The 21,814-nt window shown below is 59.9% G+C and carries 19 protein-coding genes and 2 pseudogenes; 8 read left to right on the top strand and 13 right to left on the bottom strand.

Features of this window, described 5'->3' with window-relative positions:
- Window positions 1–11 precede the first annotated feature (11 nt).
- From E4P01_RS27260 to E4P01_RS27270, 3 genes are read left to right on the top strand one after another with little or no spacing between them, the layout of a single operon-like run.
- Window positions 12–833, top strand: a complete 822-nt coding sequence (locus tag E4P01_RS27260) for a molybdenum cofactor biosynthesis F family protein (RefSeq protein WP_078821794.1) — start codon at window positions 12–14, stop codon at window positions 831–833.
- Window positions 826–1,629, top strand: a complete 804-nt coding sequence (locus E4P01_RS27265) for an SDR family oxidoreductase (protein ID WP_216091785.1) — start codon at window positions 826–828, stop codon at window positions 1,627–1,629. The genes E4P01_RS27260 and E4P01_RS27265 overlap by 8 nt, the downstream gene beginning before the upstream one ends.
- Window positions 1,619–2,371 carry an SDR family oxidoreductase gene (locus E4P01_RS27270; RefSeq protein WP_078821796.1) on the top strand — a complete coding sequence of 251 codons (753 nt, stop codon included), beginning with the start codon at window positions 1,619–1,621 and terminating at the stop codon, window positions 2,369–2,371. Before E4P01_RS27265 ends, E4P01_RS27270 begins: the two co-directional genes overlap by 11 nt.
- Window positions 2,372–2,438: 67 nt before the next feature.
- Here the strand turns inward: E4P01_RS27270 and feaR are convergent, their stop codons facing one another.
- The 3 genes from feaR to E4P01_RS27285 all read right to left on the bottom strand — a co-directional run bounded on the left by feaR (window position 2,439) and on the right by E4P01_RS27285 (window position 5,637).
- Window positions 2,439–3,380 carry a transcriptional regulator FeaR gene (feaR, locus tag E4P01_RS27275; RefSeq protein ID WP_216091786.1) on the bottom strand — a complete coding sequence of 314 codons (942 nt, stop codon included), beginning with the start codon at window positions 3,378–3,380 and terminating at the stop codon, window positions 2,439–2,441.
- A 228-nt stretch (window positions 3,381–3,608) separates the two neighbouring features.
- Window positions 3,609–4,175, bottom strand: coding sequence for a DUF3156 family protein (locus E4P01_RS27280; protein WP_216091787.1), 567 nt, complete (start codon window positions 4,173–4,175; stop codon window positions 3,609–3,611).
- Window positions 4,138–5,637 carry an APC family permease gene (locus E4P01_RS27285; RefSeq protein WP_122733803.1) on the bottom strand — a complete coding sequence of 500 codons (1,500 nt, stop codon included), beginning with the start codon at window positions 5,635–5,637 and terminating at the stop codon, window positions 4,138–4,140. The genes E4P01_RS27280 and E4P01_RS27285 overlap by 38 nt, the downstream gene beginning before the upstream one ends.
- A gap of 217 nt (window positions 5,638–5,854) precedes the next feature.
- On the opposite strand from E4P01_RS27285, the gene E4P01_RS27290 reads away from it, so the two are divergent.
- Window positions 5,855–7,177, top strand: a complete 1,323-nt coding sequence (locus tag E4P01_RS27290; RefSeq protein WP_216091788.1) for an alginate export family protein — start codon at window positions 5,855–5,857, stop codon at window positions 7,175–7,177.
- A gap of 32 nt (window positions 7,178–7,209) precedes the next feature.
- Here the strand turns inward: E4P01_RS27290 and E4P01_RS27295 are convergent.
- Window positions 7,210–7,683, bottom strand: a pseudogene (locus tag E4P01_RS27295) (flavin reductase family protein); the annotation flags it as partial.
- Between the two features lie 58 nt (window positions 7,684–7,741).
- A complete protein-coding gene (locus E4P01_RS27300; RefSeq protein WP_216091789.1) occupies window positions 7,742–8,911 on the bottom strand; it encodes a p-hydroxyphenylacetate 3-hydroxylase oxygenase component in 1,170 nt (389 codons plus the stop codon).
- A 236-nt stretch (window positions 8,912–9,147) separates the two neighbouring features.
- Here E4P01_RS27300 and E4P01_RS27305 point away from each other — a divergent pair, with 236 nt between their 5' ends.
- Complete coding sequence (locus tag E4P01_RS27305) at window positions 9,148–10,635, top strand: aldehyde dehydrogenase family protein (protein ID WP_032880359.1); 1,488 nt, start codon at window positions 9,148–9,150, stop codon at window positions 10,633–10,635.
- Window positions 10,636–11,198: 563 nt separating this feature from the next.
- Window positions 11,199–11,474, top strand: coding sequence for a DUF6124 family protein (locus E4P01_RS27310; RefSeq protein ID WP_078821802.1), 276 nt, complete (start codon window positions 11,199–11,201; stop codon window positions 11,472–11,474).
- 222 nt (window positions 11,475–11,696) lie between these two features.
- Here the strand turns inward: E4P01_RS27310 and E4P01_RS27315 are convergent, their stop codons facing one another.
- The 8 genes and pseudogenes from E4P01_RS27315 to E4P01_RS27350 form a co-directional block, all read right to left on the bottom strand.
- Window positions 11,697–12,584: a pyridoxamine 5'-phosphate oxidase family protein gene (locus E4P01_RS27315; protein WP_216091790.1), complete on the bottom strand. Its 888-nt coding sequence runs from the start codon at window positions 12,582–12,584 to the stop codon at window positions 11,697–11,699.
- A 79-nt stretch (window positions 12,585–12,663) separates the two neighbouring features.
- Window positions 12,664–13,548 carry a LysR family transcriptional regulator gene (locus E4P01_RS27320; protein WP_216091791.1) on the bottom strand — a complete coding sequence of 295 codons (885 nt, stop codon included), beginning with the start codon at window positions 13,546–13,548 and terminating at the stop codon, window positions 12,664–12,666.
- Complete coding sequence (locus tag E4P01_RS27325) at window positions 13,548–14,468, bottom strand: LysR family transcriptional regulator (RefSeq protein WP_216091792.1); 921 nt, start codon at window positions 14,466–14,468, stop codon at window positions 13,548–13,550. The genes E4P01_RS27320 and E4P01_RS27325 overlap by 1 nt, the downstream gene beginning before the upstream one ends.
- A 16-nt stretch (window positions 14,469–14,484) precedes the next feature.
- The gene (locus E4P01_RS27330; RefSeq protein ID WP_216091793.1) at window positions 14,485–15,111 is read right to left on the bottom strand and encodes a glutathione S-transferase; all 627 of its coding nucleotides are present in this window, start codon (window positions 15,109–15,111) and stop codon (window positions 14,485–14,487) included.
- Window positions 15,112–15,251: 140 nt separating this feature from the next.
- Window positions 15,252–16,499, bottom strand: coding sequence for an ATP-grasp domain-containing protein (locus E4P01_RS27335; RefSeq protein ID WP_032880344.1), 1,248 nt, complete (start codon window positions 16,497–16,499; stop codon window positions 15,252–15,254).
- Window positions 16,496–17,413 carry a DMT family transporter gene (locus E4P01_RS27340; protein WP_248090266.1) on the bottom strand — a complete coding sequence of 306 codons (918 nt, stop codon included), beginning with the start codon at window positions 17,411–17,413 and terminating at the stop codon, window positions 16,496–16,498. The genes E4P01_RS27335 and E4P01_RS27340 overlap by 4 nt, the downstream gene beginning before the upstream one ends.
- A gap of 22 nt (window positions 17,414–17,435) precedes the next feature.
- Window positions 17,436–17,996 carry a phosphoribosyltransferase family protein gene (locus E4P01_RS27345; protein ID WP_005789578.1) on the bottom strand — a complete coding sequence of 187 codons (561 nt, stop codon included), beginning with the start codon at window positions 17,994–17,996 and terminating at the stop codon, window positions 17,436–17,438.
- Window positions 17,974–18,951: pseudogene (locus E4P01_RS27350) on the bottom strand (cysteine synthase family protein). The gene E4P01_RS27345 and the pseudogene E4P01_RS27350 overlap by 23 nt, the downstream one beginning before the upstream one ends.
- Window positions 18,952–19,297: 346 nt before the next feature.
- Between E4P01_RS27350 and E4P01_RS27355 the strand changes: the two are divergent.
- Entirely contained in the window at window positions 19,298–20,374 is a 1,077-nt protein-coding gene (locus E4P01_RS27355; RefSeq protein ID WP_216091796.1) for an aldo/keto reductase, read from the top strand.
- A 223-nt stretch (window positions 20,375–20,597) separates the two neighbouring features.
- Window positions 20,598–21,803 carry a DUF1835 domain-containing protein gene (locus E4P01_RS27360; RefSeq protein ID WP_216091797.1) on the top strand — a complete coding sequence of 402 codons (1,206 nt, stop codon included), beginning with the start codon at window positions 20,598–20,600 and terminating at the stop codon, window positions 21,801–21,803.
- Window positions 21,804–21,814: the final 11 nt, after the last annotated feature.

The following is a 21,814-nucleotide window of genomic DNA, read 5'->3' on the forward strand; positions in this document are numbered from 1 at the left end:
GGAGCCTTGCCATGAGCACTTCTTCTGACTGGATCACCGTGGGCGCCCTGGCCGACGGTTTTGCACCCGAAGCGTTCATCCTGCCGAACCTCGCCGACCTGGCGGGCCAGACCTTCACTCTGCACTTTGCCAATGGCTGGCAGATCGAGCATCGCTTCGAACAGGAGCGCCTGGCCTGGCACGCCGCCGACGGACACTCCAGCGGCAGTGCAGCCTACCGCGCCAGCTCGATTCGCCCGGGCCTGTACCTGGTGGACTTCATCAAGCACGAGGCCGGGCAAAGCTGGTCGATCAGCCTGGTGCTGGACACGCCAACTGCCTCCTTTACCGCGGTGATTGGCCGTATGCCGGAGCCGGCAGAGACCCACGAAGGTCTTTACCACCGCGCCCTGGCCGGCAAACCGCTGACCTCGGTGCACGCCGAGTTCCTCCACGGCAGCCTCGACCGGCCGTGGCAGGAGGGCCATTGCCTGCACGCCCCCACCGAGGAACTGGTGGGCCTGCGCAACCACTACCGCTACAGCCCCAGCGAGGTCTACGAGCACATCTACCTCAACCCGCGGTTCTATGCCTGGCAATGCCTTGAGGGTGTGGAGAAAGGCTTGTGCGACACCGACCGCTGCCATTACTACAAGATCGCCGAGCAGCTGTACCTGTTCGTCTGGCAGGAGAAGATCGTGCCCACCCTCGGCCTGGTGCTGATCGACCTGCAACAACACCGCAGCGACGGCAAGATCTTCGGCTACGCGGGGGCATCCTTCGACGCGCTGTCGAACTTCCCGATCAGTTCCTATTGCCAGGTGCTCAACCGCACGGAGTACCCCCGTGACTGAGCCGCGCACGGTAGTGATCACCGGGGCCGGCACCGGCATCGGCGCCGCCTGTGCCCGGCTGTACGCGCAGGAAGGCGCACGGCTGGTACTGATCGGCCGGCGCCGCGAGCCACTGGAACAGGCGGCGCAGGCCAGCGGCGGCCTGATCCTGGTGGGCGATGCCGCCTGCCCCGACACCTGGGAGGGCTTTATCCGCGAGATTCACGCCCACTACGGGCGTATCGATGTACTGCTGGCGTGTGCCGGCGGTCATGGCCTGGGCAGCGCGACCCAGACCAGCCCGTCTACGTGGGAAGCGGCGCTGCGCAGCAACCTGGACAGCGCGTTCTACAGTGCCCGCGCCTGCCTGCCGCTGTTGCAGCAAAGCGCCGGCAGTGTCGTGCTGATCGGCTCCATCGCCTCGCTCGCGGCGGGGCCCGAAGTGTGCGGCTACACCACGGCCAAACATGCGTTGCTCGGGCTCAATCGCTCGCTGGCACGGGACTACGGCCCCCACGGCGTGCGCGTGAACGCGGTGTGCCCGGGCTGGGTGCACACGCCGATGGCCGATGCCGAGATGCAGCCGTTGATGGAGGCGTACGGCGACACCTTGCAGCAAGCGTACGAGCGCGTGTGTGCCGATGTGCCGCTGCGCCGCGCCGCCCGGGCCGAAGAGATCGCCAAGGTATGCCGCTTCCTGGCCAGCGACGACGCATCGATCATTACCGGGGCGACCTTGGTGGCGGACGGTGGGTCCAGCATCGTCGACGTGCCGACGCTGGCGTTTACGCGCCTGGAGCCTGCTCATGCCCAATGACCTGGATTTCAGCGGCCAAGTCGTGCTGGTCACCGGCGGCGCCCAAGGGATTGGCCTGGGCATCGTCCAAGCCTTTGCCGAACGCGGTGCGCGGGTGGTGATTGCTGATCGCCTGCTGGAACAAGCTGAAAGGGTGGCCGCTGGGTTGTGCGCGCAGGGCTATCAGGTCGAGGCCGTGGGCGTTGACCTGGCGCAAGCCGAGGCGGTATTCGCCTGCGTTCAAGGGTTGGCGCAGCTGGATATTGTGGTGCACAACGCCGGGTATTTCCCTCTGACAGCCTTTGCCGACATCACCCCGGCGATCTTGCAACGCACCTTGGCGGTAAACCTTTCGGCGCTGTTCTGGCTGACCCAGGCGGCGTTACCGATGTTTCGCGCGCAAGGCCGGGGTTGCGTGCTGGTGACGTCTTCGGTCACCGGCAATCGGGTGGGTTATCCGGGGCTGAGCCACTATGCGGCGTCAAAGGCTGGGGTGAATGGGTTTATCCGCAACGCGGCGCTGGAACTGGCGCCGTTGAATGTGCGGGTCAATGGCGTGGAACCGGGCATGATCGCCACGCCGGCGATGAGCAACCTGGGCGATGCCGCGCTGAATGAGAGCATCGCCAGCCGTGTGCCACTGGGGCGTTTGGGCGCGGCTGCGGATATTGCCGGCGCCATGCTGTTTCTGGCTTCTGACCTGGCTGGCTATATCACCGGGCAGACATTGGTGGTCGATGGTGGCTCCACCCTGCCCGAATAACGGGGACCCATGTGGGAGGGGGCTTGCTCCCTCCCACATTGGATCTCCTGCAGCCTGAAGGACCTGTTTATGCCCCCACCGCCTGCAACCGGCTGGAGCGAAAATCCTTGGGCGACACCTCGAACTGCTTCTTGAACGACCGGCTGAAGTGCGCCGAGTCGGTAAAGCCCCACTTGTAGGCAATCGAGGTGATCGACTCGCTACGCAGGAAGGGGTTGGTCAAGTCGTCCGCACTGCGCTTGAGCCGCGCCCGCTGGATGTAGCGGCAGACGCTGTCGTCCTGCTCCTCGAACAAACGGTACAGGTGCCGCACCGAGATATTCAGGCGATTGGCCAGGCCAATCGGGCTCAGGCCAGGCTGGCCCAATGACTCATCAATGACCTTTTGCACATAGCTGCGCAGATTATTGCCCTGCAACGCAGCAACGCCCTCGCGGCACTCATCACCCTGCTCCAGCGCCGAGCCCAGCAGCGACACAAAGGCCGCCTGCAGCGCGTCCACTTGCGTGGCGTCGTCGTCAGTGTCGTCCTTGCACAGTTGATCCATCAGCACATGCAACATACGCCCACAGGCTTTGGTCGAGGAGATCTTGCCGAACGCCCGCGCCTGGCCGCCCAGGTGCTTGCACACCTCGGTGCGCGACAACGACAGCGAGGCATGTTCGATCAAACCAAAGGGGGTGATTTCGATCGAGCCCACCGAGTCCATCAACAGCATCTCGCCGGGGGCCAGCTGCACGGTCTGCTCGTTCTGGGTGATCTGCGAATAGCCGCTGCGCTGGCTGACCAGGAAGCACTCCTGGTCATTGTCGTGATCGGCGTGGTGCGTCGGGCGTTTGATCAGCCCGGCATTGGTGCGCAGGATGGCCAAGCCACGAGGCAAGTTGTGGATCTCGCCAATAAACAGCGAACGGTTGAAGGCCAGTTCGGTATCGAAGTGGCCGCACGCGGCGCGCAGTTCGCGGTTCCAGCTGTCGAGCCCGTCGGGTGCATGCTGTGGGATGCTCATGGGGGTGTCTCCGCAGTGGCGTTCTTTTTGTTGTTCTGATGCAATAGTTAACATGTTATCTATATGCACGCAACAACAACCTGTTTGCCCTTTGCAGAAGCACTAATGATGCCAAACGGTATGTGGGAGGGGGCTTGCTCCCGATAGCGGTGGGCCAGCCAACACATTCATTGGATGACCCGCCGCTATCGGGAGCAAGCCCCCTCCCACAGAGGTGCGTCATTGGTTTCACAGGCCAGACATCACCCGCTGCAACCCACCTATGGCTGCCAATAGATACCTGCGTTGCTCGGTGCTCAACGCAATGTAACGCCGAAACGCAGGCATCCGGTTGACCACCTCACTCCCGCCCATATGCTCCAGGCGCACACACCATTGCCGGTCCTTGAGATCAATGCGCAGGCGCTTGAAATCCAGCGGCATCAGCGCCTGGAACAACCCGCTGTCGGCCAGCAAACGCGACTGTAGCTCACACGCCAGAGCCTGGCTGCCGGAGCGCCGGCGCACGCGGATACCGTTGCGCCGAATAGCGCCGCCATGGTGCACCTCGAAGCTGCCAGCACCACTCGCTGAAGCAGGTACGCGCAGGACGCACTCGGTCAGCACCAGGTGCATCAACAACTGCGACTCGGTGCGCTCGACAATCTCGAAGTTCACACCGTCCACTTCAAGCGTCGCCAGGCCTAGATCACGCCGTAAGCGCGCCAGGGTCACCCCAGGTCGATAACCGCTCGGTGCACGGTCTGCGCTGAACAGCTCATACAGTTTTTGCCGCAAAGTCGTTATAACCGTCATGGGCAGGCCCCGGTTCGTGGCTGAATTCCTTGGCCAACACCTCCTCAACGCAGGCTGGCTTGAAGGGGTTGACCTTCTGCACCACCAGGGTCCAGAACAACGCATAGGTGGCGGTCACGCCGAGCATCACCCCAAACGGCACATAAATGTCGGCCGGGTTCATGCCTGGCGGGGTGATAAACCACATGCCCAGCAGGATGCCGATGCTGGAGACGATCTGCGGCAGCGGGAACCACGGCGAGCGATAGGCCCTGGGCAAATCCGGACGGCGAATGCGCAGGATCACCACCGACAGCGTCACCAACAGGTAAGCAAAACTCCACGCGCACACCGCCGCCAGCACCAGGTGCATGATGTTGTCGGTGTTGCCGCCCAGGTACAGCGCATGCAGGCACGGGATCAGCATGGCCACCAGGATGCACAGCAGCGGTGTCTTGAAGCGCGGGTGCAGGTAGGTGAACACCTTCGGTAACGCGCCATCCACCGCCATGCCATAGAGGATGCGCGGTACGCCAGCCATCAGGGTATTGATGGTTGCAGCGCCGGCAAACAGGAAGCCAATGCCCAGCCACAGCGGCCCGATCTGCCCCATCACCTGCTCGGCGAACCGTGGGATGGCCATGGGTGTATCCAACAGGTGCACGCCGGAGGCGGCGTCGAGCACCACGTTTTCCACCTGGCGTTTCATCGCGGCGCCATAGATGAACATGCATGTCGCCACGCCCATCAGCCCGAGCATCATCGCCCGTGGCATGACCTTGGCCGATTGGCGCAGGTCAGGTGCCAGCGGGGTGACGAACTCGCAGCCGACGAACATGAACATCGCCATGCCCACCAGCGACAGCACGGTGACCAGGTCGGTGCCCACCAGTGATTCCCCGAACCAGCCATCCAACTGCACCGCCGGCGCGGCGATCAGGCCCAGCACGCCGAACACCATCAGGGTGGTCCACATGCCGAACGTGAGGATAATCTCTGCCCGGCCAAACGCGCTGACCCCAAAGGCATTCAGCACCCCGAACACCAGCACGAACCCCACGCCCAGCAGCCACGAGCCGCCGGCCGATTCTGCCAGGGTATTGAGGTGTTCGAAGTTCACCAGGGCCATGACCCCGGCGAGGATGGTTTCGGCGGTACCGGCGAACACATGCACGATCAGATACGCCGACAAAGTGCCGGTAATCGCAAAGAACCGGCCCATGCCGCAGTTGATGTAGTCGTACACCGAGCCCGTGGTGGGCAGTATCGAGGCGGCCTCGGCGAAGGTGGTCGCCTGGGCCAGCATCATCACCACGGCGATCAGCATCGCCAGGGCAAAGGCGCTGCCACCAATGCCAAAACCCATGGTGGCGGTGAGGATCACCGGGCTTGCCATGATCAGCCCGATGGTGCTGGCCAACGCGGTGGGGAAACCTACCGTGCCCCGGTTTAGGTGCGCGGTGAGTCGGTCGTTGATCGACATGGTGGGGTCCTCGAAAGCGGTTTTTTTAGTGTGTCGGCACTCTGCGCCCCACCTGGCTCGATCGTCTTGCCCCTGTCTGCCGAAGGTTTTGTTGCTGCCTGCCACGGCGTATCGCCTGGCGGCCAGGGTCAACTGCCTGGCACGCATATGAAAGACTTGGCCTGCGACCGCTCGCCCTAATGCGCCCTCACTCTTAACCAAGATGGGGACAATAATAATGGAGCACACACTGAAAAACCGCCGCCTGCGCCAGGCGGTCGGCCTCGGCATTGCACTGCTGGTCGGCCAGGCCCAGGCCATCGAGTTGTATGCCGATACCGACACCCAGCTCACCGGCAACTTCCTTGCCGTCTACGGCCTGTTCAACAGCCCGAAGAACTACGATGGCCGCAGCGGCGGCTCCACCTGGCGCGAGGGGTTCATCAAGTACGGCCTGAGCGTCGAGCAGAGCCTGGGCAACCTGGGCGGCGTATACGGCACGGCGAACCTGGTGAGTTCCGGCACCTGGGGCGACGGCGATGCGTCGGGGTTGACCAACGGCACCGAGCGCACCACCAAGTTTGACGAAGCCTTCGCGGGCTGGCGCTCCGGCGAGCTGTTCCCGGCGCTGGGCAAGGATGGGGTAGACCTGTCGTTTGGCCGCCAGATCATCATGTTGGGCGACGGCTTCATCATCAACGACGACGGCCCCAACCTCGGCAATGGCGTAGGCGACGGCGAGTTCAATCGCGGCGGCGCCTACTACATTGCCGCGCGCCATGCCTTCGACAAGACTGCGGTGATTCGCCTGGGTGGCAAGGACGGCGTGCATGGCAGCCTGATGTGGATCAAATCCGACAACCGCGCCCAGGCCCTGACCGAGATGGCCGCCGGCACCCTGGAGTACAGCGCCGCGCCGGGCACCCTGGGGCTGACTTACATTCACGGCATCGATGTGGACGAGCGCTTCGCCACCGACCTGCAGCGCCAGCGCAAAGGCATGAACCTCTATAGCCTGCGCGGCGCCGGCAATGCAGGTATCGACAACGCGCACCTGGCTTTCGAACTGGCCCGCCAGGACAGGCGCGACAGCCAGCAAAACGCCGGTTACGTCGAAGCCGGCTACACCTTTGCCCACCTGCCCTGGTCACCGGACCTGACCTACCACTACGCACGTTATTCGAAAAACTGGGATGGCATGTTCTCAGGCTTCAACCGTGGCTACGGTACCTGGGTGCAGGGCGAAGTGGCGGGCAACTATTCAGGCCCATTCAACAGCAACACGGCGGTGCAGCACGTAGCGCTCAAGGTCAAGCCGCTGGGCAACATCACCCTCGGCGCACTGTTCTTTGACTACAACACCGTCAGCACCCGCGGCCAGTTGAACCTGGATGGCCGCGAACTGGACCTGTACGCCGAATGGGCCGTGAACGACCACCTGATCATCACGCCGCTGCTGGGCCTGTACAAACCCGATAAAGCGGCCGACACCGGCGGTAACCAGGTCGGCGGCAACGGCACCAATGTCTACAGTCAGCTGGTGGTGGCCGTGCCGTTCTGAACCACCTCGGGCGCGCACGGAGGCAGCGCCCGGACCTCGGCGTAGGCGCCCTGGTGGTAGAGCAACGGCGCACGGCCGAAGTCATCGAACGCCACCACCTTGCCGATCATGATCCAGTGATCGCCGCCATCGATCTGCTGGTACTTCTCGCAGTGAAAGCGCGCCGAGCAATCGGCGAACACTGGCGAGCCGCCCTCACCCGGCTCGTACTCGATGAGGGCGAAGCGGTCTTCACGGGGGCGCGCAAAGTTGTTGGACAGGTGCACCTGGTCCGCCGCCAGCACATTCACCGCAAAATGACTGGCCTCCTCGAACACTGCATGGCTGTTGGAGCGCTTGTCGATGCTCCACAGCACCAGCGGCGGGTCGAGGGACACCGAGTTGAAACTGTTGGCGGTCACGCCGACCTTGTGCCCGGAAGCGGTGGCGGCAGTGACCACCGTCACACCGGTGGCGAAGTTGCCGAGGGCGCGGCGAAAGGCCCGTGGGTCGAAAACGTCAGACATGCAAGACTCCCGGGTGGCCGCGAGTGGCCGCCCTTATTGTTATGGGTGATAGGCGCGGCTACACCATGCTCGGGTCGGGTTCCAGACCCATCAGCTCACGGCCGAGGATCTGCGCGCACACGTCGTAGTCGGTATAGGCATGGGCGCCTGTCATATGGGAATCGCGGAACAGGCGCTGCATCTCGTTGTGCTCGAACCAGGCATTCCCGCCCGCAGCGGCGAACAGGCGGTCTACTGCGTCGATGCACATCTTGGTGGCGTAACCCTGATTGGTGCGCCAGAACGCCAGGGTTTCCCGCGTGGGATAACGGTGGGCGGCGCTGTGTTCGGCGTGTTCCTGCCAGGTTTTTTCCAGGAACGCTCGGGCGGCGGCGACCTGGTGGGTGGACTCGGCCAGGCGCATCAACGCCGGGGTGGCTGCGCCGACGGCGGCACCGGTGTAGGCGCGCACCCGCGTCCTGGTTTTTTCGCGAAACACCTCAAGCATACGCTCGGCCACACCGAGGCTGACGGTGGAGAAGCCACTGGCAAAATATGGCCGATACGGCGCGTAGAAAATCCGGCTGTCGGGGTAGAGGCCAAAGCCCGCGGACTTGCCCTCCATCATGTCCTTGGCCTTCTGGATACGGTGTTCGGGCACCCAGGCGTTGTCGATGATCAGGGTCTTGGTGCCGCTGCCTTTCATGCCAGCGGCGAACCAGTCGTCACGAATCTGATAGTCACTGCGCGGCAACACGGCAAAGCAGTAATCCTGGGTGCCTTCGGCGTTCTGGCGACGGCAGCCGACAATCGCCCACTCGCCATGGTCACAGCCGCTGCTCCAGCCCATCTCACCGCTGAAGTACACCCCGCCCTCGCCCTCGGTCACCCGACCGAACGGCGCAATACTGCTGCTGGCCGTGGCATCCGGGTTGGCACCCCAGATTTCCTGCTGCAACTGGGCCGAGAACAGCGCCAGTTGGTGGCTGTGAGTACACAACAAGCTCATGGCCCAGGCGGTACTGGCGCAACTACCGGCGAGCAAGGCGATGCAGTCGGCGAACTCGGGCAGCGTCAGCTCCAGGCCGCCGAAGGCCTTGGGCTGAAAGGCACGGTGCAGGCCGATGCTTTTGAGCAGGGCGATATTTTCATCCGGTACCTGGCGCAGTTGCTCGGCACGGCTGGCATTCGCGGCAATGGCCGGCAAAAGGGGTTTGAGGTCTTCAAGGAGCGGGTTTGGCTTTTTCATGGACGGCCCTGCTTATTATTGGAAGTCCGACAGGCGTTCCGGATTGCGGAACGGCGCTGGATGCAGGGCCAGTATCGAACGGGCCGTGCTGGCGGGAAATGTACGTTCGGCAGGCAAGCTTGTACTTTTCACAGGCGCGGCAGGCACAGGCATAAAACCTGGCAGGCACAGTCAAGCCGCTTATCGGTGCGTTGGTTACCCTCGGGTTTTCTTTTGTGAATTGCCAGGAACCTGCCATGAGCGATATCCCGTTGCTGCCTCAAGTCGAAGCCTTTTTGCGTCGCCGCCATGGGCTGTTTATCGACGGTGTCAGCGTGCGCAGCCACGCCGATCAAACCCTGAACGTCATCAACCCTGCCACCGGCCAGGTGATCGCCGAAGTGGCCGACGCAGACCTGGCGGATATCGACGCCGCGGTCGCTTGCGCCAACCGTGGTTTCCAGCGATGGTCCCAGGCCGCGCCCGCCATACGCGGCAACGTGCTACTCAAATTGGCCGATCTGCTGGAACAGCACCGTGAAGAACTGGCGCAGATCGAAACGTGCCAGTCGGGCAAGATCATCCAGATATCCCGCGCTTTCGAGGTCGACCAGGCCGCGCACTTTCTGCGCTACTACGCTGGCTGGGCCACCAAGCTCAGCGGCCAGACCCTGACCCCATCCCTGCCGTCGTTCAATGGCGAGCGCTACACCGCCTTTACCCTGCGCGAGCCGGTGGGCGTGGTGGTTGGGATCGTGCCGTGGAATTTCTCGACCATGATCGCCATCTGGAAACTCGCCTCGGCGCTGGTGACCGGCTGCAGCATCATCATCAAGCCCAGCGAATTCACGCCTCTGACCCTGCTGCGGATCGCTGAACTGGCCATCGACGCCGGGCTGCCGGCGGGTGTGCTGAATGTGCTCACCGGCGGCGGCCATGTCGGCAAGGGGCTGGTGGAACACCCCGGCACGCACAAGGTTTCATTCACCGGCTCAGTGCCCACCGGCATCGCCGTCGGCCGCAGCGCCATGGGCGCCGGCCTCACCCGTGCAACCCTGGAACTGGGTGGCAAGAATGCCGCCGGCTTCCTACCCGATATGGACGTGGACAAGGCAGTGGACGGCATCATCGAAGCGGGCTTTTTGCATTCGGGGCAAATCTGCGCGGCGGCCGAACGCTTTTTCGTGCACCGCTCGCAAATCGACGCCGTGCTGGAAAAACTCAAGACGCGCCTCGGCCGCCTGAACATCGGCTCACCGCTGGACGAACACACCGAATTCGGCCCGGTCACGCACCAGCAGCACCAGCACAAACTGCTCGGCTACTTCAACCAGGCCCGCGCCGAAAACAACACGATCATCCACGGCGGCCACCTTATCGACCGGCCTGGTTGCTACGTCGAACCCACGGTGATCCTTGCCAACCACCTGCACGACACCCTGCTCAATGAGGAAACCTTCGGCCCTATCGCCACCTTCCTGCCCTACGATGACGAAGACGAACTGCTGGCGCTTATGAACCACGGGCCCTATGGGCTGAGCGCCAGCCTGTGGACCAACGATTTGGGCAAGGCCCTGCGCATGATCCCGGCCATCAAGGCAGGCACCTTGTGGGTGAACATGCACACCTTGCTCGACCCGGCGGTGCCGTTTGGTGGGTGCCGGTCTTCGGGGGTCGGGCGGGAGTTTGGCAGTGCATTTATTGAGGATTACACCGAACTTAAGTCGGTGATGATTCGGTATTGATTGGGGGGGCAGTGCACATCTGGTTTGGTGTACATCTGGTTTGGTGTACACCGACCCCATGTGGGAGGGGGCTTGCCCCGATGGCGGTGGGTCAGTCACAGATGTATTGACTGACACGGCCTCATCGGGAGCAAGCCCCCTCCCACACTTGGATCGCATTGCGTCAGTGAGATAGCTGTCGTTTTCAGCGCCCAGCGCCTGCGCCTCCATCTCGATCAACCTTGCGGCAACGACCACCCGCTGACGTTGATCCAAAGAGTGAGTTCATCAGACCGCTCTTACACAAACTTCGGGTTGCGTCCGATGAGTGTCGCCGCTAACCTTCGCGGGTCGCTGCAAAATCAGCGAACGGGTGTGGAAGCCCGAACTCTCCAGGCGTATAAGCGCCCATAGCCTTAGCGGGCGCTTTTTTCATGCTCGCTATAAAGTGTTATGGCGGCTGTGCGCGGGGCACTTTCGAGTGCGCCGGGGTCCTGGAGTCCGGTCTTCCACACCTGCGTACAGTCGCCACCCCATCATGTGGAAGTGATTGTGGCGGCTCCTCTAACTCCAGGAGCAACCGTATGAAGAAAGTCACACCCAATCCCCCACCATCCCCCTCGGATGACAACCCGCAACTACCTCCCGATGTCATTTTCACCGTCCGCCCCGGACTCAGCACTGAAGCGGCCTTGAGCAATGCCAGCGAAATGCTGGAGTCAGCGACTGTCTGTGCCTATGACTGTGCCGAACAGCTTGACGGCCAGAGCCGCAAGCATGTGCTGGCGGTGGTGCAGATGATTGAGATTGCGCAGTTGCTGGTCGATGAAGCGCTGAACCGGGAATGCCCGGTGGCCTGATGAACAAACGCAAACCCAACAGGCAATGATGTTCTCTGTGGGAGGGGGCTTGCTCCCGATGGCGGTGGGTCAGTCACAGCTGTGTCTACTGACACCACCTCATCGGGAGCAAGCACCCTCCCACATTTTGATCTCACTGCATCAGTGAGGTAGTTGTGCCAGGGAGAGCGTGCCAGGCTACCAGGTGCCCATTGCTAGGCTGTGCGGTGAAAACTCCGCGAACTACCACCGCAATGCCAATGCTGCCGGACGGCGGACCACGTGCTCCACCGTCACCGTCCACAAGCGTTGCGCGCCCTCGAACTCGGCCACTGGCGGCCCGCTGAGAATCAACGATGTACGCCCCGCCACTTGCAGCACGTCGCCGGTTTCAAAATCAACAAACAACAACCCCGCCACCGGGTTGGCGTGCAGGTTGCCGAGGGTGTTGAAAAACAGGTTGCCGGCAAAATCGGGGATGGTCAGCACGTTGCCTTCCACCCGCACAAACCCCGTGTTGCCGCCGCGATGGGAAACGTCCACCGAGCGTTCGCCTTGCTGGTCCACGTAGCTGGCGACGAAGAAGGTGTCAGCGTTGCGGATCAGCGTTTGGGCGGCGGCGTCCAGGCTGATGCTGCGCTCGGCTGTATCGCCAGGTTGGCGCGCAACCCCAGCGACTGGCCGCAGTTGGATGTACTTGGGGCAGTTGCCGAAAGTGTGCACCACATCAACCGCAAAGCCGTCATGATCCAGCGCTCCGATCCGACCGTTCATGCGGTTGCGACGCCGGGTGCCGAGGTCGATGCCCAGCAGGCCAACGGACGCGCCACGAGAGATGCCAGCCGAGGCCGGATCGCTTCTGGCGGGCAGGCTGTCGATTTGCAGCGCCTGTGGATCCGGTGAATGGGCAAACCCTGGCGCGCCCTCCAGCATGGTCGCCCAGGGGATACCCTGTTCGTCCACCACACCCAGAATGAGGTAAGGCAACAACGGATAAAAATCACGATGCTGCTCGGGCAAATAATCACGAATGACCTTCGGCCCGATCATGGCCATGCGTTCGGCGACGCCTGCACTTTCCTGCAATTGCCGTTCGCCGACATGCCAAGGGGATTGTTCGATCGAGTTCATGGCGATCACCTCTGGTTGGATAACCGAATGCTGCGCCTACCCAACCCTGCAGAGAATGCCCATCCCAGGCAATCCACTATTACGCCAGCTGAAATGCCGGATGTTCGCGCAACGCGGTGACGCAGTAGTCGACAAAACTGCGCACGCGCATCGGCGCATGGCGGCCTTCGCGGTAGATCACATGCACCGGCAGAGGCGGCAGTTCAAAGGCCGGCAAGACACGACGCAGTTGGCCATTTATGAGGTGATCATGAACCGGATAACTGAGGCAACGAATCACCCCCGCGCCCTGTACCGCCGCATTGATCGCGCCTTGCACCGTGGCGCAACTGAGGCGTGCGCGGGCCTTGAGGGTGTAGTAGGGGAATCCCCAGTGCACCGCTTCAGCGCTGGCAATCAGATGATGTTGCTTGAGGTCGGCCGGATGCCGGGGCTCGCCTTTGGCCGCCAAATACGTGGGGCTGGCGCACAGCAGGGTGCGCACCTGGCCGACCTGCCGTGCAATCAGCGACGAGTTGGGCAGCTCACCCACCCACACTGCCACGTCAAAGCCCTCTTCGTGCAGGTTGGGGTAATAGTCGTGGTAGTTAGCAATGACACGCACCGCCGGGTAGCGATCCATGTAGCCGGCCAGCAATGGCGCCATGACATAGCGACTGAACAACAACGGCAGGCATATCCGCAGGTTGCCCTGGGCGTGCACATGGGCGCCGTTGGCCGAGGCTTCGGCCGCATCCACCGCTGCCAGCAGGCGTACACAGTCGGCAAGATAAGCCTGGCCTGCATCGGTGAGGTTGACCCCGCGTGTGCTGCGCTGCAGCAACACCACCCGCAGGCGTGCCTCCAGGCGCGCAACCGCACGTACCAGGGTCGGGCCGGAGACCTGGGCACGGCGTGCCGCCGAGGCCAGGCTGGGTTGCCCGGCCAGCGCCGCAAACAGCTGCATATCGCGAAAGCGCTCCATCAGGTGCGCCGCTTCGTCGCCGGGTTCAGGGCCGGGTCCTGCCCGAGGTGATGGCTTAAGAAATCCACAAAGGTATTGACCTTGGCCGGTATGCGGCCGTTTTGCTGGAACACCACGTGGATCGGCAGCGGCGCCGGTTCGAAAGCCTCCAGCACCAGCTCCAGCTCACCCGCCGCCACCGCTGCCGCCACCTGATAGGACAGCACCCGGGTCAGGCCCCAGCCCAGGCGCGCCAGGGTGATTGCGGCATTGTTCGCCGTAACGCTCAGACGCGGCTCAATGGCTATCTTCAGCGGCTGGCCGGAGTCGACGAACGTCCATTCACTGACCAGTTGGCTGGACGATGAGGTGACGATCCTGGCTTCTCGCAATTGCTCAGGCCGCTGCGGGCGCCCATGTTGGTCCAGATAAGCCGGCGATGCGCACACCACCCGGCGCACTTCACCGACCTTGACCGCCTGCTGCCCGGGTTCGTGCAGATGGCCGATACGCACCGCTACATCGACGCCTTCATCGGCCATATTGACCACCCGGTCGACCAGCAAGGCACTGATGTTCACCAGGGGGAACTGGTCCAGGTACTCCCCCAGCACAGGCGCCACATACAACTCGCCAAACAGCACCGGTGCGGTCACCGTCAACTGGCCGCCAGGGATGGAGTAACTGCCTGCGGCCGCTTCCTCAGCCTCCTCCAGCTCGGCAAGGATGCGCCGGCAATCTTCCAGGTAACGCTGGCCGGCTTCGGTCAGGTGCAGGCTGCGGGTGGTACGCGCCAGCAGTTGCGTACCGATGCGCTGTTCCATAGCGGCAATGGCGCGGGTGACGCTGGGTGGCGAGGTCTTCAGGCGGCGTGCAGCAGCCGCAAAACCCTCCTCCTCGGCCACCGCCAGGAATACCTGCATCTCATGAAATCGGTCCATCGGCATCCCTTGATCGTTACTGTGATTGCAGCCCCACCGCCGTGCGCGGCATAGCGACAAACCCTGGCAAGGCTTCGATGCTGGCAAGCCAGGCACGCACCTCAGGGTAGTCGGCCAGCGACACGTTGCCTTCCGGCGCATGGGCCACGTAGGTATAGAACGCAATATCGGCAATGCTTGGCTGATCGCTGGCCAAAAAACGGCTCTCGCCCAGCTGCTGCTCCATCACGTTCAGCAGGGCATAGGCTCGGTTGATTGCGCTGACAGTGTCCACCTCGGCGCCAAACACTGTGGCCAAGCGCGCCGTGGCGGGCCCCGCATGGAGTTGACCGGCGGCGGCCGAAAGCCAGCGTTGGACCCGCGCTTGCCCGATGGGATCGCTTGGCAGCCACTGCCCTTTGCCATAGGTACTGGCAAGGTAGACCAGAATCGCATTGGAGTCGGCCAGCACAGTGCCGGCGTCGTCGATCACCGGCACCTGTCCGAAGCTGTTGAAGTTGGCGATGAACGCAGGTGCTTTGTGGGCGCCTTGTTTGAGGTCCACGAGGATGAATTCAGTCGGCAGATCCAACAGGGACAACATCAGCTCGACTCTGTGGGAGTGGCCAGACAAGGGAAAACCATACAGTTTGATAGCAGGCATGAAAGACTCCAGATCGTTGTCGACCGAGTATTCGCGTCGAGGGAAGCGATCTTCTTATGGGCAACCCTGCGATGGAATCACCAGATTGTGCAATCCAGCATTTCACAGAATGAAACAATGAGGTGATCCATGGCGAACGGCTACCTCTCCGCCAGATAAGCCCCCCGCCATTCAAGTATGCGAATCTGGTGGTAATCTGCCTCGAGCACGGCGGGGTCTTCATGTACCAGATACACCGTGCCCGGCTGACTGAAAACATCCTGCGTCACGCCGATCTGCTGGCCGTCCTCAACGTAAAACACTGCTTCGAAAAACGACTCAAGCTTGAGTAACTCCCTCAAGAACCCATCTTTTTCAAAACGCCCCTCTGAGCGGTTTATCAAGCAAACATTGTAGGTATGTTGCAGACGCTGATAATTGATCTTCCTCGCCAGTTGTTGTTCAAATAACTCAGGCTGCATGAGGGATAAAACCACAGCATCGATCTGACCAAGGCCAGTAGTTACCTTTGAAACCCCAGGCCGAAGAATGCCGTCAGTGCGGGCAGCAATTTCCACCAGTTTCGGACCGTCTTCAGTAAACATAATCTCCGCATGGCTAGGCCCATTTCGGATCCCCAGGCACTGCACCACTGCTCGTGTGTATTGGACCAGAATCGGATAAACCATCGAATCGGGCCCAATCAGTTCGTCAATGTCATAGAGTACGCCGCCGGTCGGCGTTCGCTGCTTTCGATAACGGACGACTTCAGTGACGAGTTGTTGCCCGTCGAGCGATACCATGTTCACCACATACTCCAGTCCCGCCAGGTATTCCTGAATCAGGACCCGCGTGTTAGGTATATTCAGCTTGTTGGTCGTTCCTAACAGGCGCTCCATAGCAGCTTTGCACGCGCACATATCCTCGCAAATAGACACCCCATCGGCGCCTGCGCTCTCGAGGGGTTTGATGACCACAGGAAAACGTCCGTGTTCATCGATCCACTCTTGTGCAGGACGCCAACTATCAGTAATGAACTGCCTTGCGGCCGGCAACTGCGCCTGGGTAATGCAATGGATCATTTCGTACTTGTTTCGACGTGCGTTAGTTTTGTCGAAATCATTGCGATAAGGCAGCTGCAGTTGCTCATTCAGCTCGTCAGCCAGAAGCACACCCGTTTCTGCACCCGCGAGGATGAACTGTGGCATGAAGCGTTGGACTTCAGCCAAGGTCATTCCAAAATCGCTATTGACGATCATCTGCTCATAAAGCGTGCAATCAAAACCTTGATAATAATAGCCGTCCAGTGTTGCTGATGAAGCCACATGCACCAGCACGCAGCCATCGTCGTTCAATTGCTTCGCTAAAAATTTACCCGATGAGAACCCATCGACTATCACAATTTTCATACGATCTCCCGTTTCAGCGCATGCAACGACCTGAACGACAGCAAAAAGATGATGACTGTTACGGCTGAGAGGCTGGCTACAGAAAACTCAACTCTCGAATCCAGGTACTGGAACAAAAAAACGAACACAGGAAGCGTCAGCAATACCAGGGAAACGTGAATAGGCGTGAGGTAATAGATGGTTTTCTGAATCAGGTAAATCGGCAGCAAATGTCCGGCTATCACCAAGATAGCCATAGGCAGAACCCATCCACTATCGAGTAAAAAGCTGCCTCCTGTAGCAGGAATCGCAACGGCACAGACACCCACCATCGCGATGTTTCTGACACCCAAAATCTCGTAGACCGACCATTGACGAGCGAACATCTCTTTAGAAAAAACCGTGTACATGACCGTGCCCAACGCGCACGTCAATACGCTAACGATACCGAGCACCCGCTGCACAGCGGTGGTGGTGACTACACCGCTGTCCCCCGCAAGGGAATTGAACAACATGATCGCTACCGAGATGAGCACCAGCCATGAAACCACCGCATCGACTACGGCCACCTTCACGCTACGATTGGTCAGCAGGGAGACAATCAACGTGAGTGCAGGGCCGCAGGCTACGGAGGCGACTCCCACTACTGCTGGCTCCAGATACCGGAGTGCGTAAAACAACCCGCCCCAATTGCACAGAACCGCAAGATTGATGATAACGATCAATCGCCATTGGGTTCTGAGCTTTGACCACAATGAATTGGGATTTCGATAAACCGCCCAAACACCAAAGACACAGGCTGACGTTGTAAAACAATAAAAAATAACGTTCAACGTGCTGATCGACTGCGTGACCAACGCAACATAAACATCGAATGCCGCACTGATCAAGCAAAACACCAAGCCGATAATTAACCCGGTTCGTTGCATCAACATTTAGCCACCCGCGCGCGCATTTTCATTCAACCGTTACTCGATCTTCGCTCACCAACACTTTCAAAATAGTTTTAACGGTAATCCCAGTCGCACCTACTACATTCTCAACCCCAAAATTCCCAACCTTCTCTACAGCGCAGACAACATCTGCCACTTCACCACCCGCCCCTTTCACAGCGTCTACCAGCGCAATTACCGCACCGCCGGAACTTAGCGTATCGTCAATGATGATGACTCGATCGCCAACTTCGACGCCGTTGAGATACAACTGTCCCTTGTAGTATTCGGAGTCAATATCGACCACTTGCTCATTGAAACCACCAAGACTGTAGGAATACCACCTGGCCATGGCTAAAGGTATACCCGTCAACAATGAGACCGTGGTTGCCAACGCGGCCCCCTTATCTTCCTCGGTGACAATTTTCGAAACGTCACGCTCCATGACTTTGATGATTTTATGCGCGACCTCAATTAAAACTTCCGGCCGCAAAGCAGGTATCTGATCCGTAAACTCATTGACCGTAGTCAGAGATTTTCCAGATCTCACAACTTTAGCTTTTTTATAAATCTCTTCCAGCAACATGGCGCACCTCACTGTACTCAGGATAAAACCTATCCCAGCGACTCGCATACTTCCAAGAGCTATCAAAAAATAACGTGACTATGTTCTTGCGTTTATGCGCTTGAACGATCTCGTCACACATCAGTAGATTGGCTCCGCAGGTTGGTCCAATGGGTATTTTTTCTGACGCGATGAAGTGCTTCATCCGAGCCCAAGCGTCGACATCATCAATCACTCGTATTTCATCAACTAGACCGGAGTCTGTATTCGCTGATAAAACTCCTGCGCCCAAACCCATCAAATTGTGCGAGCGATGATTGAACGCCAAATTATTTCTTTGCGCAAACAGAGGCGCAGAGTTGCTAACCTCCAGCGCTATTGTTTTAATCCCGCTGTACGTTTGCTTCAATACCTCAGCGATTCCAGAAAAAGTGCCGCCCGTACCGATTGAGCACACGAAGAAATCCGGCACGATATTTTGTGCACTCAACTGTTTCACGATTTCTTTCCCACAGCACCGCCAACTGTCTTTATTCAACAGGCTATTAGACTGATCCAGATACTAAAACTCTTCCGATGAGTTCTCGGATAGATACGCTTTTGCTTGGAGAACTGCTCCCGTCAAAAAAGACTCTTTTGGAGTCTCTACTATATCCGCCCCATAGGTACGTATTTGTGTTTTCCGCTCCTCGGTCATACCTTCAGGCATGAATATCTTTACGCCGTATCCCTTCAACCTGCCGATCCAAGCGAGTGCAGCCCCTCCGTTCCCAGTAGAACAGTCAATTAGCGTCATACCAGGTTTAAGGACGCCTGCCTTCTCCAATTTATTGATAATATTTAAATAGGTGCGATCCTTATGACTTCCCGATGGATTCAAGTACTCACACTTAGAGAAAACCCTATTTCCATTCACAGAAAGTGTTGCCAATTCGAGTAGCGGCGTATTACCAATATCTTTCAGCTCCATTTCCATGCCTCAGCGACTCGTCAATGAATTCAAACGCTAGCAAATCATTTCGACAAATAATAGCTAGCCGAACGGATAGGTAATAGAAAACATTTGGCCACCTATCCATTAAGGGAAATGTATGTAGGAACGCCCCGACAACAGCAGATAAACCACGTAATAACTAGCAATTTATTACGTACAAAAAAGACTTTTCGTACGGGACTCGCCATCTTCAATAGCAGTGCGCCCTGCCAAATCCCGTGGCCGCAATGGTGCGGCGCCCCCCTCAGACGAGTTCTCATTAAAAAATTCAAACTATCGCCCTTCCCATCGTTCACACCTTCACGTGCAACGTTAAGTAGGAGGCGACATGCAATACCGACAACTGGGTCATTCCGGCCTGCTGGTATCGGAAATCATCCTGGGCACCGTGCCCTTTGGCGGTCGTGCGGAGTTCGAAAAATGCGGCGCAGTGGACGTGCCCTTGGCCAAGCGTATGTTCGATATCGCATTCGATGCCGGGGTGAATATGGTCGACACCGCCGATCTTTACTCCCACGGCTTGGCCGAAGAGGTCGTCGGCAAAGCCTTGGGCGACAAGCGCAACGATATTCTGCTGGCGACCAAGGGCCGCAGCCCGGTGGACCAGAACCCGAACAATTCCGGCTCATCGCGCTATCACCTGATCCGCGCCTGCGAAGCCAGCTTGAAGCGTTTGGGCACCGACCATATCGACCTGTACCAACTGCATAACTGGGACGGCATGACGCCCATCGAAGAGACCCTCGAAGCCCTGCGTCTGTTAGTCGGCTCGGGAAAGATCCGTTACTTCGGCACCAGCAACTTCACCGCCTGGCAGATGATGAAAACCCTGGGCAAGGCTGAGCTGCACGGCATGCTCAAGCCCATCACCCAGCAGATCTACTACACCCCGGAATCCCGTGAAGCCGAGTACGAATTGCTGCCGTTGGCCTTGGACCAGCACGTCGGTACTTTGGTATGGGCCCCGATGGGAGAAGGCCTGCTGACCGGCACGACCCGACGCGGGCACAAGCCGCCACCCAATACCCGCCAGGGCAGCGGCTGGCCGGAACCCTATGTGCATGACCAGGAGCGTGCCCTGGACATTATCGAAACCCTTGCCGCCGTCGGTGATGAGCATGGCGTCTCGGTCGCCCGTACCTGCCTGGCCTGGCTAAAGGATCGGCCGGGAATCACTTCGCTGATCGTCGGTGCGCGTACCGAAGAGCACCTGCGCGATAACCTTGCCGCGACTGAACTGAAGCTGACCGAGGAACAATCGTCACGCATCGAGGCGGTCACCCGGCGTCAGCCGTTGTATCCCTATTGGCATCGCTTTACGGCCGGGATTGATCGTTTTGATCCTGCGGAACAGCCGTTCCTGGCCGAGCACCAAAAGACCATGGATGCGCGCAAGGACAAGTAAACTCAGCCCTTAATGTGGGAGCGAGCTTGCTCGCGCCTATAAAGAACGTTAAGCCCGCGCCCACATTTTCGGGTTGCACCGAATAGCAATGCTGCCTATATTTTCCGCCTGGCGCTCTCTACGCCACCTTCCGCGGAAAGGGCTGCGCCCAGGACATCACAGCTCTACCTCATTTCTACGACTCCCAACCTTGAAGCGGAAAAGGTTTGTGCAAGGAGATCGTATGTCGCAACGCCCTTTAGCCTCCACTACCAATGGCCGCCTCAACCTTGAGCAGCAGCGCAAGCGCGCCAAGGAACTGTTGTCGCGTCTGAAAAGCCAAGACCCCAGCGCAACCTTGTCCCAGGCTCAGTGGCAGCTTGCCAAACAGCTGGGCTTCGCCAGTTGGCCCAAGCTCAAGGCCCACGTCGACGCCCTCGACTTTGCCGCCCGCCACCCTGGTTTCGAGGCCAGCGATGAATCCCGCACCACCCACTGGCGCTGTGGCAACGATATTGCCCACAGCCTGCAACTGGCCGGGTTCAAGGGCCAGTTCCGGATGCTCACTGACCCGCTGTGCATGGGGCCAGTGCGTGAACTGCCCAGCGAAGCGTTCCGAGCGATGCGCAGTACCTTTATCAGCCAGGCCTTTGCCATTGACTCCACTGAAGTTGCGCATCGCATCAACGATGAATACAACCAACTACAAGCCTTGAACAACGCCGATCCCAGTGTGCTGTGGTGCGAGGCGGACGCCTACGATCAATTGTTCCTGGTCCGCGCCCTGGCTGGCCTTGAGCAGGCGCCGCGCAAGCTGGAGCTGATTGAGGCAGACCGAATTCCCGGAGTCGAGCGATTTATCGGCATAGGCCAATTGGCCCCCGATGTGCTGGCCTGGCTCTGGCCGCAGCGGCGCTTGATCGACGACGACGCAGTGCAGTTGGCCAAACGGGCCTGGTCGGCTTACTGCGACAGCTCACCGCTCAAGCTCGCGGAACTGGCCCATGGCAATTACCCTGCCCTGCCTTTTCTGGCACCGGCGTTACGACGCCAGTTACAGGAGTTGCCGGGTATCGAGGACGGTTTGTCGCTGACTGAACGTTTGTCCCTGAGGTATATCGCCGAGGCCGGGCCTGTGCCTTTCGGCCGGGTGTTTGCCGAGTTGATGGCCAAGCGCGAGCCACTGCCTTTCCTGGGCGACATGATGTTCCATGCGCTGCTGCGCCCATTGATTGATGGGGCGGCGCCGCTGCTGATCGAGTCCGAAACGGACGTGGAGTGGCCGCGCCGCGTATTGGCGCTGACGCCACTGGCGCAGCAGGTGCTGGATGGCAATGCCTGCTGGCTGGACCACGCCAGCCATGAGCGTTGGGTCGGCGGTGTGTGCCTGCGGCCACGGCAACCTTATTGGGCACTGGGCCTTGCTGATCAGCCCGTCTGGCGTGACTGATGCTGCGCGAT

It is taken from the genome of Pseudomonas sp. NCIMB 10586 (assembly GCF_023127895.1).
Classification (GTDB): Bacteria; Pseudomonadota; Gammaproteobacteria; order Pseudomonadales; family Pseudomonadaceae; genus Aquipseudomonas; species Aquipseudomonas synxantha_A.

What these genes read in the sequence shown, in the direction of transcription:
- E4P01_RS27260 (WP_078821794.1), top strand. Translation starts at nt 12, where the DNA reads ATGAGCACTTCTTCTGACTGGATCACCGTGGGCGCCCTGGCCGACGGT.
- E4P01_RS27270 (WP_078821796.1), top strand. Translation starts at nt 1,619, where the DNA reads ATGCCCAATGACCTGGATTTCAGCGGCCAAGTCGTGCTGGTCACCGGC.
- feaR (WP_216091786.1), bottom strand. Translation starts at nt 3,380, where the DNA reads ATGAGCATCCCACAGCATGCACCCGACGGGCTCGACAGCTGGAACCGC.
- E4P01_RS27280 (WP_216091787.1), bottom strand. Translation starts at nt 4,175, where the DNA reads ATGACGGTTATAACGACTTTGCGGCAAAAACTGTATGAGCTGTTCAGC.
- E4P01_RS27285 (WP_122733803.1), bottom strand. Translation starts at nt 5,637, where the DNA reads ATGTCGATCAACGACCGACTCACCGCGCACCTAAACCGGGGCACGGTA.
- E4P01_RS27290 (WP_216091788.1), top strand. Translation starts at nt 5,855, where the DNA reads ATGGAGCACACACTGAAAAACCGCCGCCTGCGCCAGGCGGTCGGCCTC.
- E4P01_RS27300 (WP_216091789.1), bottom strand. Translation starts at nt 8,911, where the DNA reads ATGAAAAAGCCAAACCCGCTCCTTGAAGACCTCAAACCCCTTTTGCCG.
- E4P01_RS27305 (WP_032880359.1), top strand. Translation starts at nt 9,148, where the DNA reads ATGAGCGATATCCCGTTGCTGCCTCAAGTCGAAGCCTTTTTGCGTCGC.
- E4P01_RS27310 (WP_078821802.1), top strand. Translation starts at nt 11,199, where the DNA reads ATGAAGAAAGTCACACCCAATCCCCCACCATCCCCCTCGGATGACAAC.
- E4P01_RS27315 (WP_216091790.1), bottom strand. Translation starts at nt 12,584, where the DNA reads ATGAACTCGATCGAACAATCCCCTTGGCATGTCGGCGAACGGCAATTG.
- E4P01_RS27320 (WP_216091791.1), bottom strand. Translation starts at nt 13,548, where the DNA reads ATGGAGCGCTTTCGCGATATGCAGCTGTTTGCGGCGCTGGCCGGGCAA.
- E4P01_RS27325 (WP_216091792.1), bottom strand. Translation starts at nt 14,468, where the DNA reads ATGGACCGATTTCATGAGATGCAGGTATTCCTGGCGGTGGCCGAGGAG.
- E4P01_RS27330 (WP_216091793.1), bottom strand. Translation starts at nt 15,111, where the DNA reads ATGCCTGCTATCAAACTGTATGGTTTTCCCTTGTCTGGCCACTCCCAC.
- E4P01_RS27335 (WP_032880344.1), bottom strand. Translation starts at nt 16,499, where the DNA reads ATGAAAATTGTGATAGTCGATGGGTTCTCATCGGGTAAATTTTTAGCG.
- E4P01_RS27340 (WP_248090266.1), bottom strand. Translation starts at nt 17,413, where the DNA reads ATGTTGATGCAACGAACCGGGTTAATTATCGGCTTGGTGTTTTGCTTG.
- E4P01_RS27345 (WP_005789578.1), bottom strand. Translation starts at nt 17,996, where the DNA reads ATGTTGCTGGAAGAGATTTATAAAAAAGCTAAAGTTGTGAGATCTGGA.
- E4P01_RS27355 (WP_216091796.1), top strand. Translation starts at nt 19,298, where the DNA reads ATGCAATACCGACAACTGGGTCATTCCGGCCTGCTGGTATCGGAAATC.
- E4P01_RS27360 (WP_216091797.1), top strand. Translation starts at nt 20,598, where the DNA reads ATGTCGCAACGCCCTTTAGCCTCCACTACCAATGGCCGCCTCAACCTT.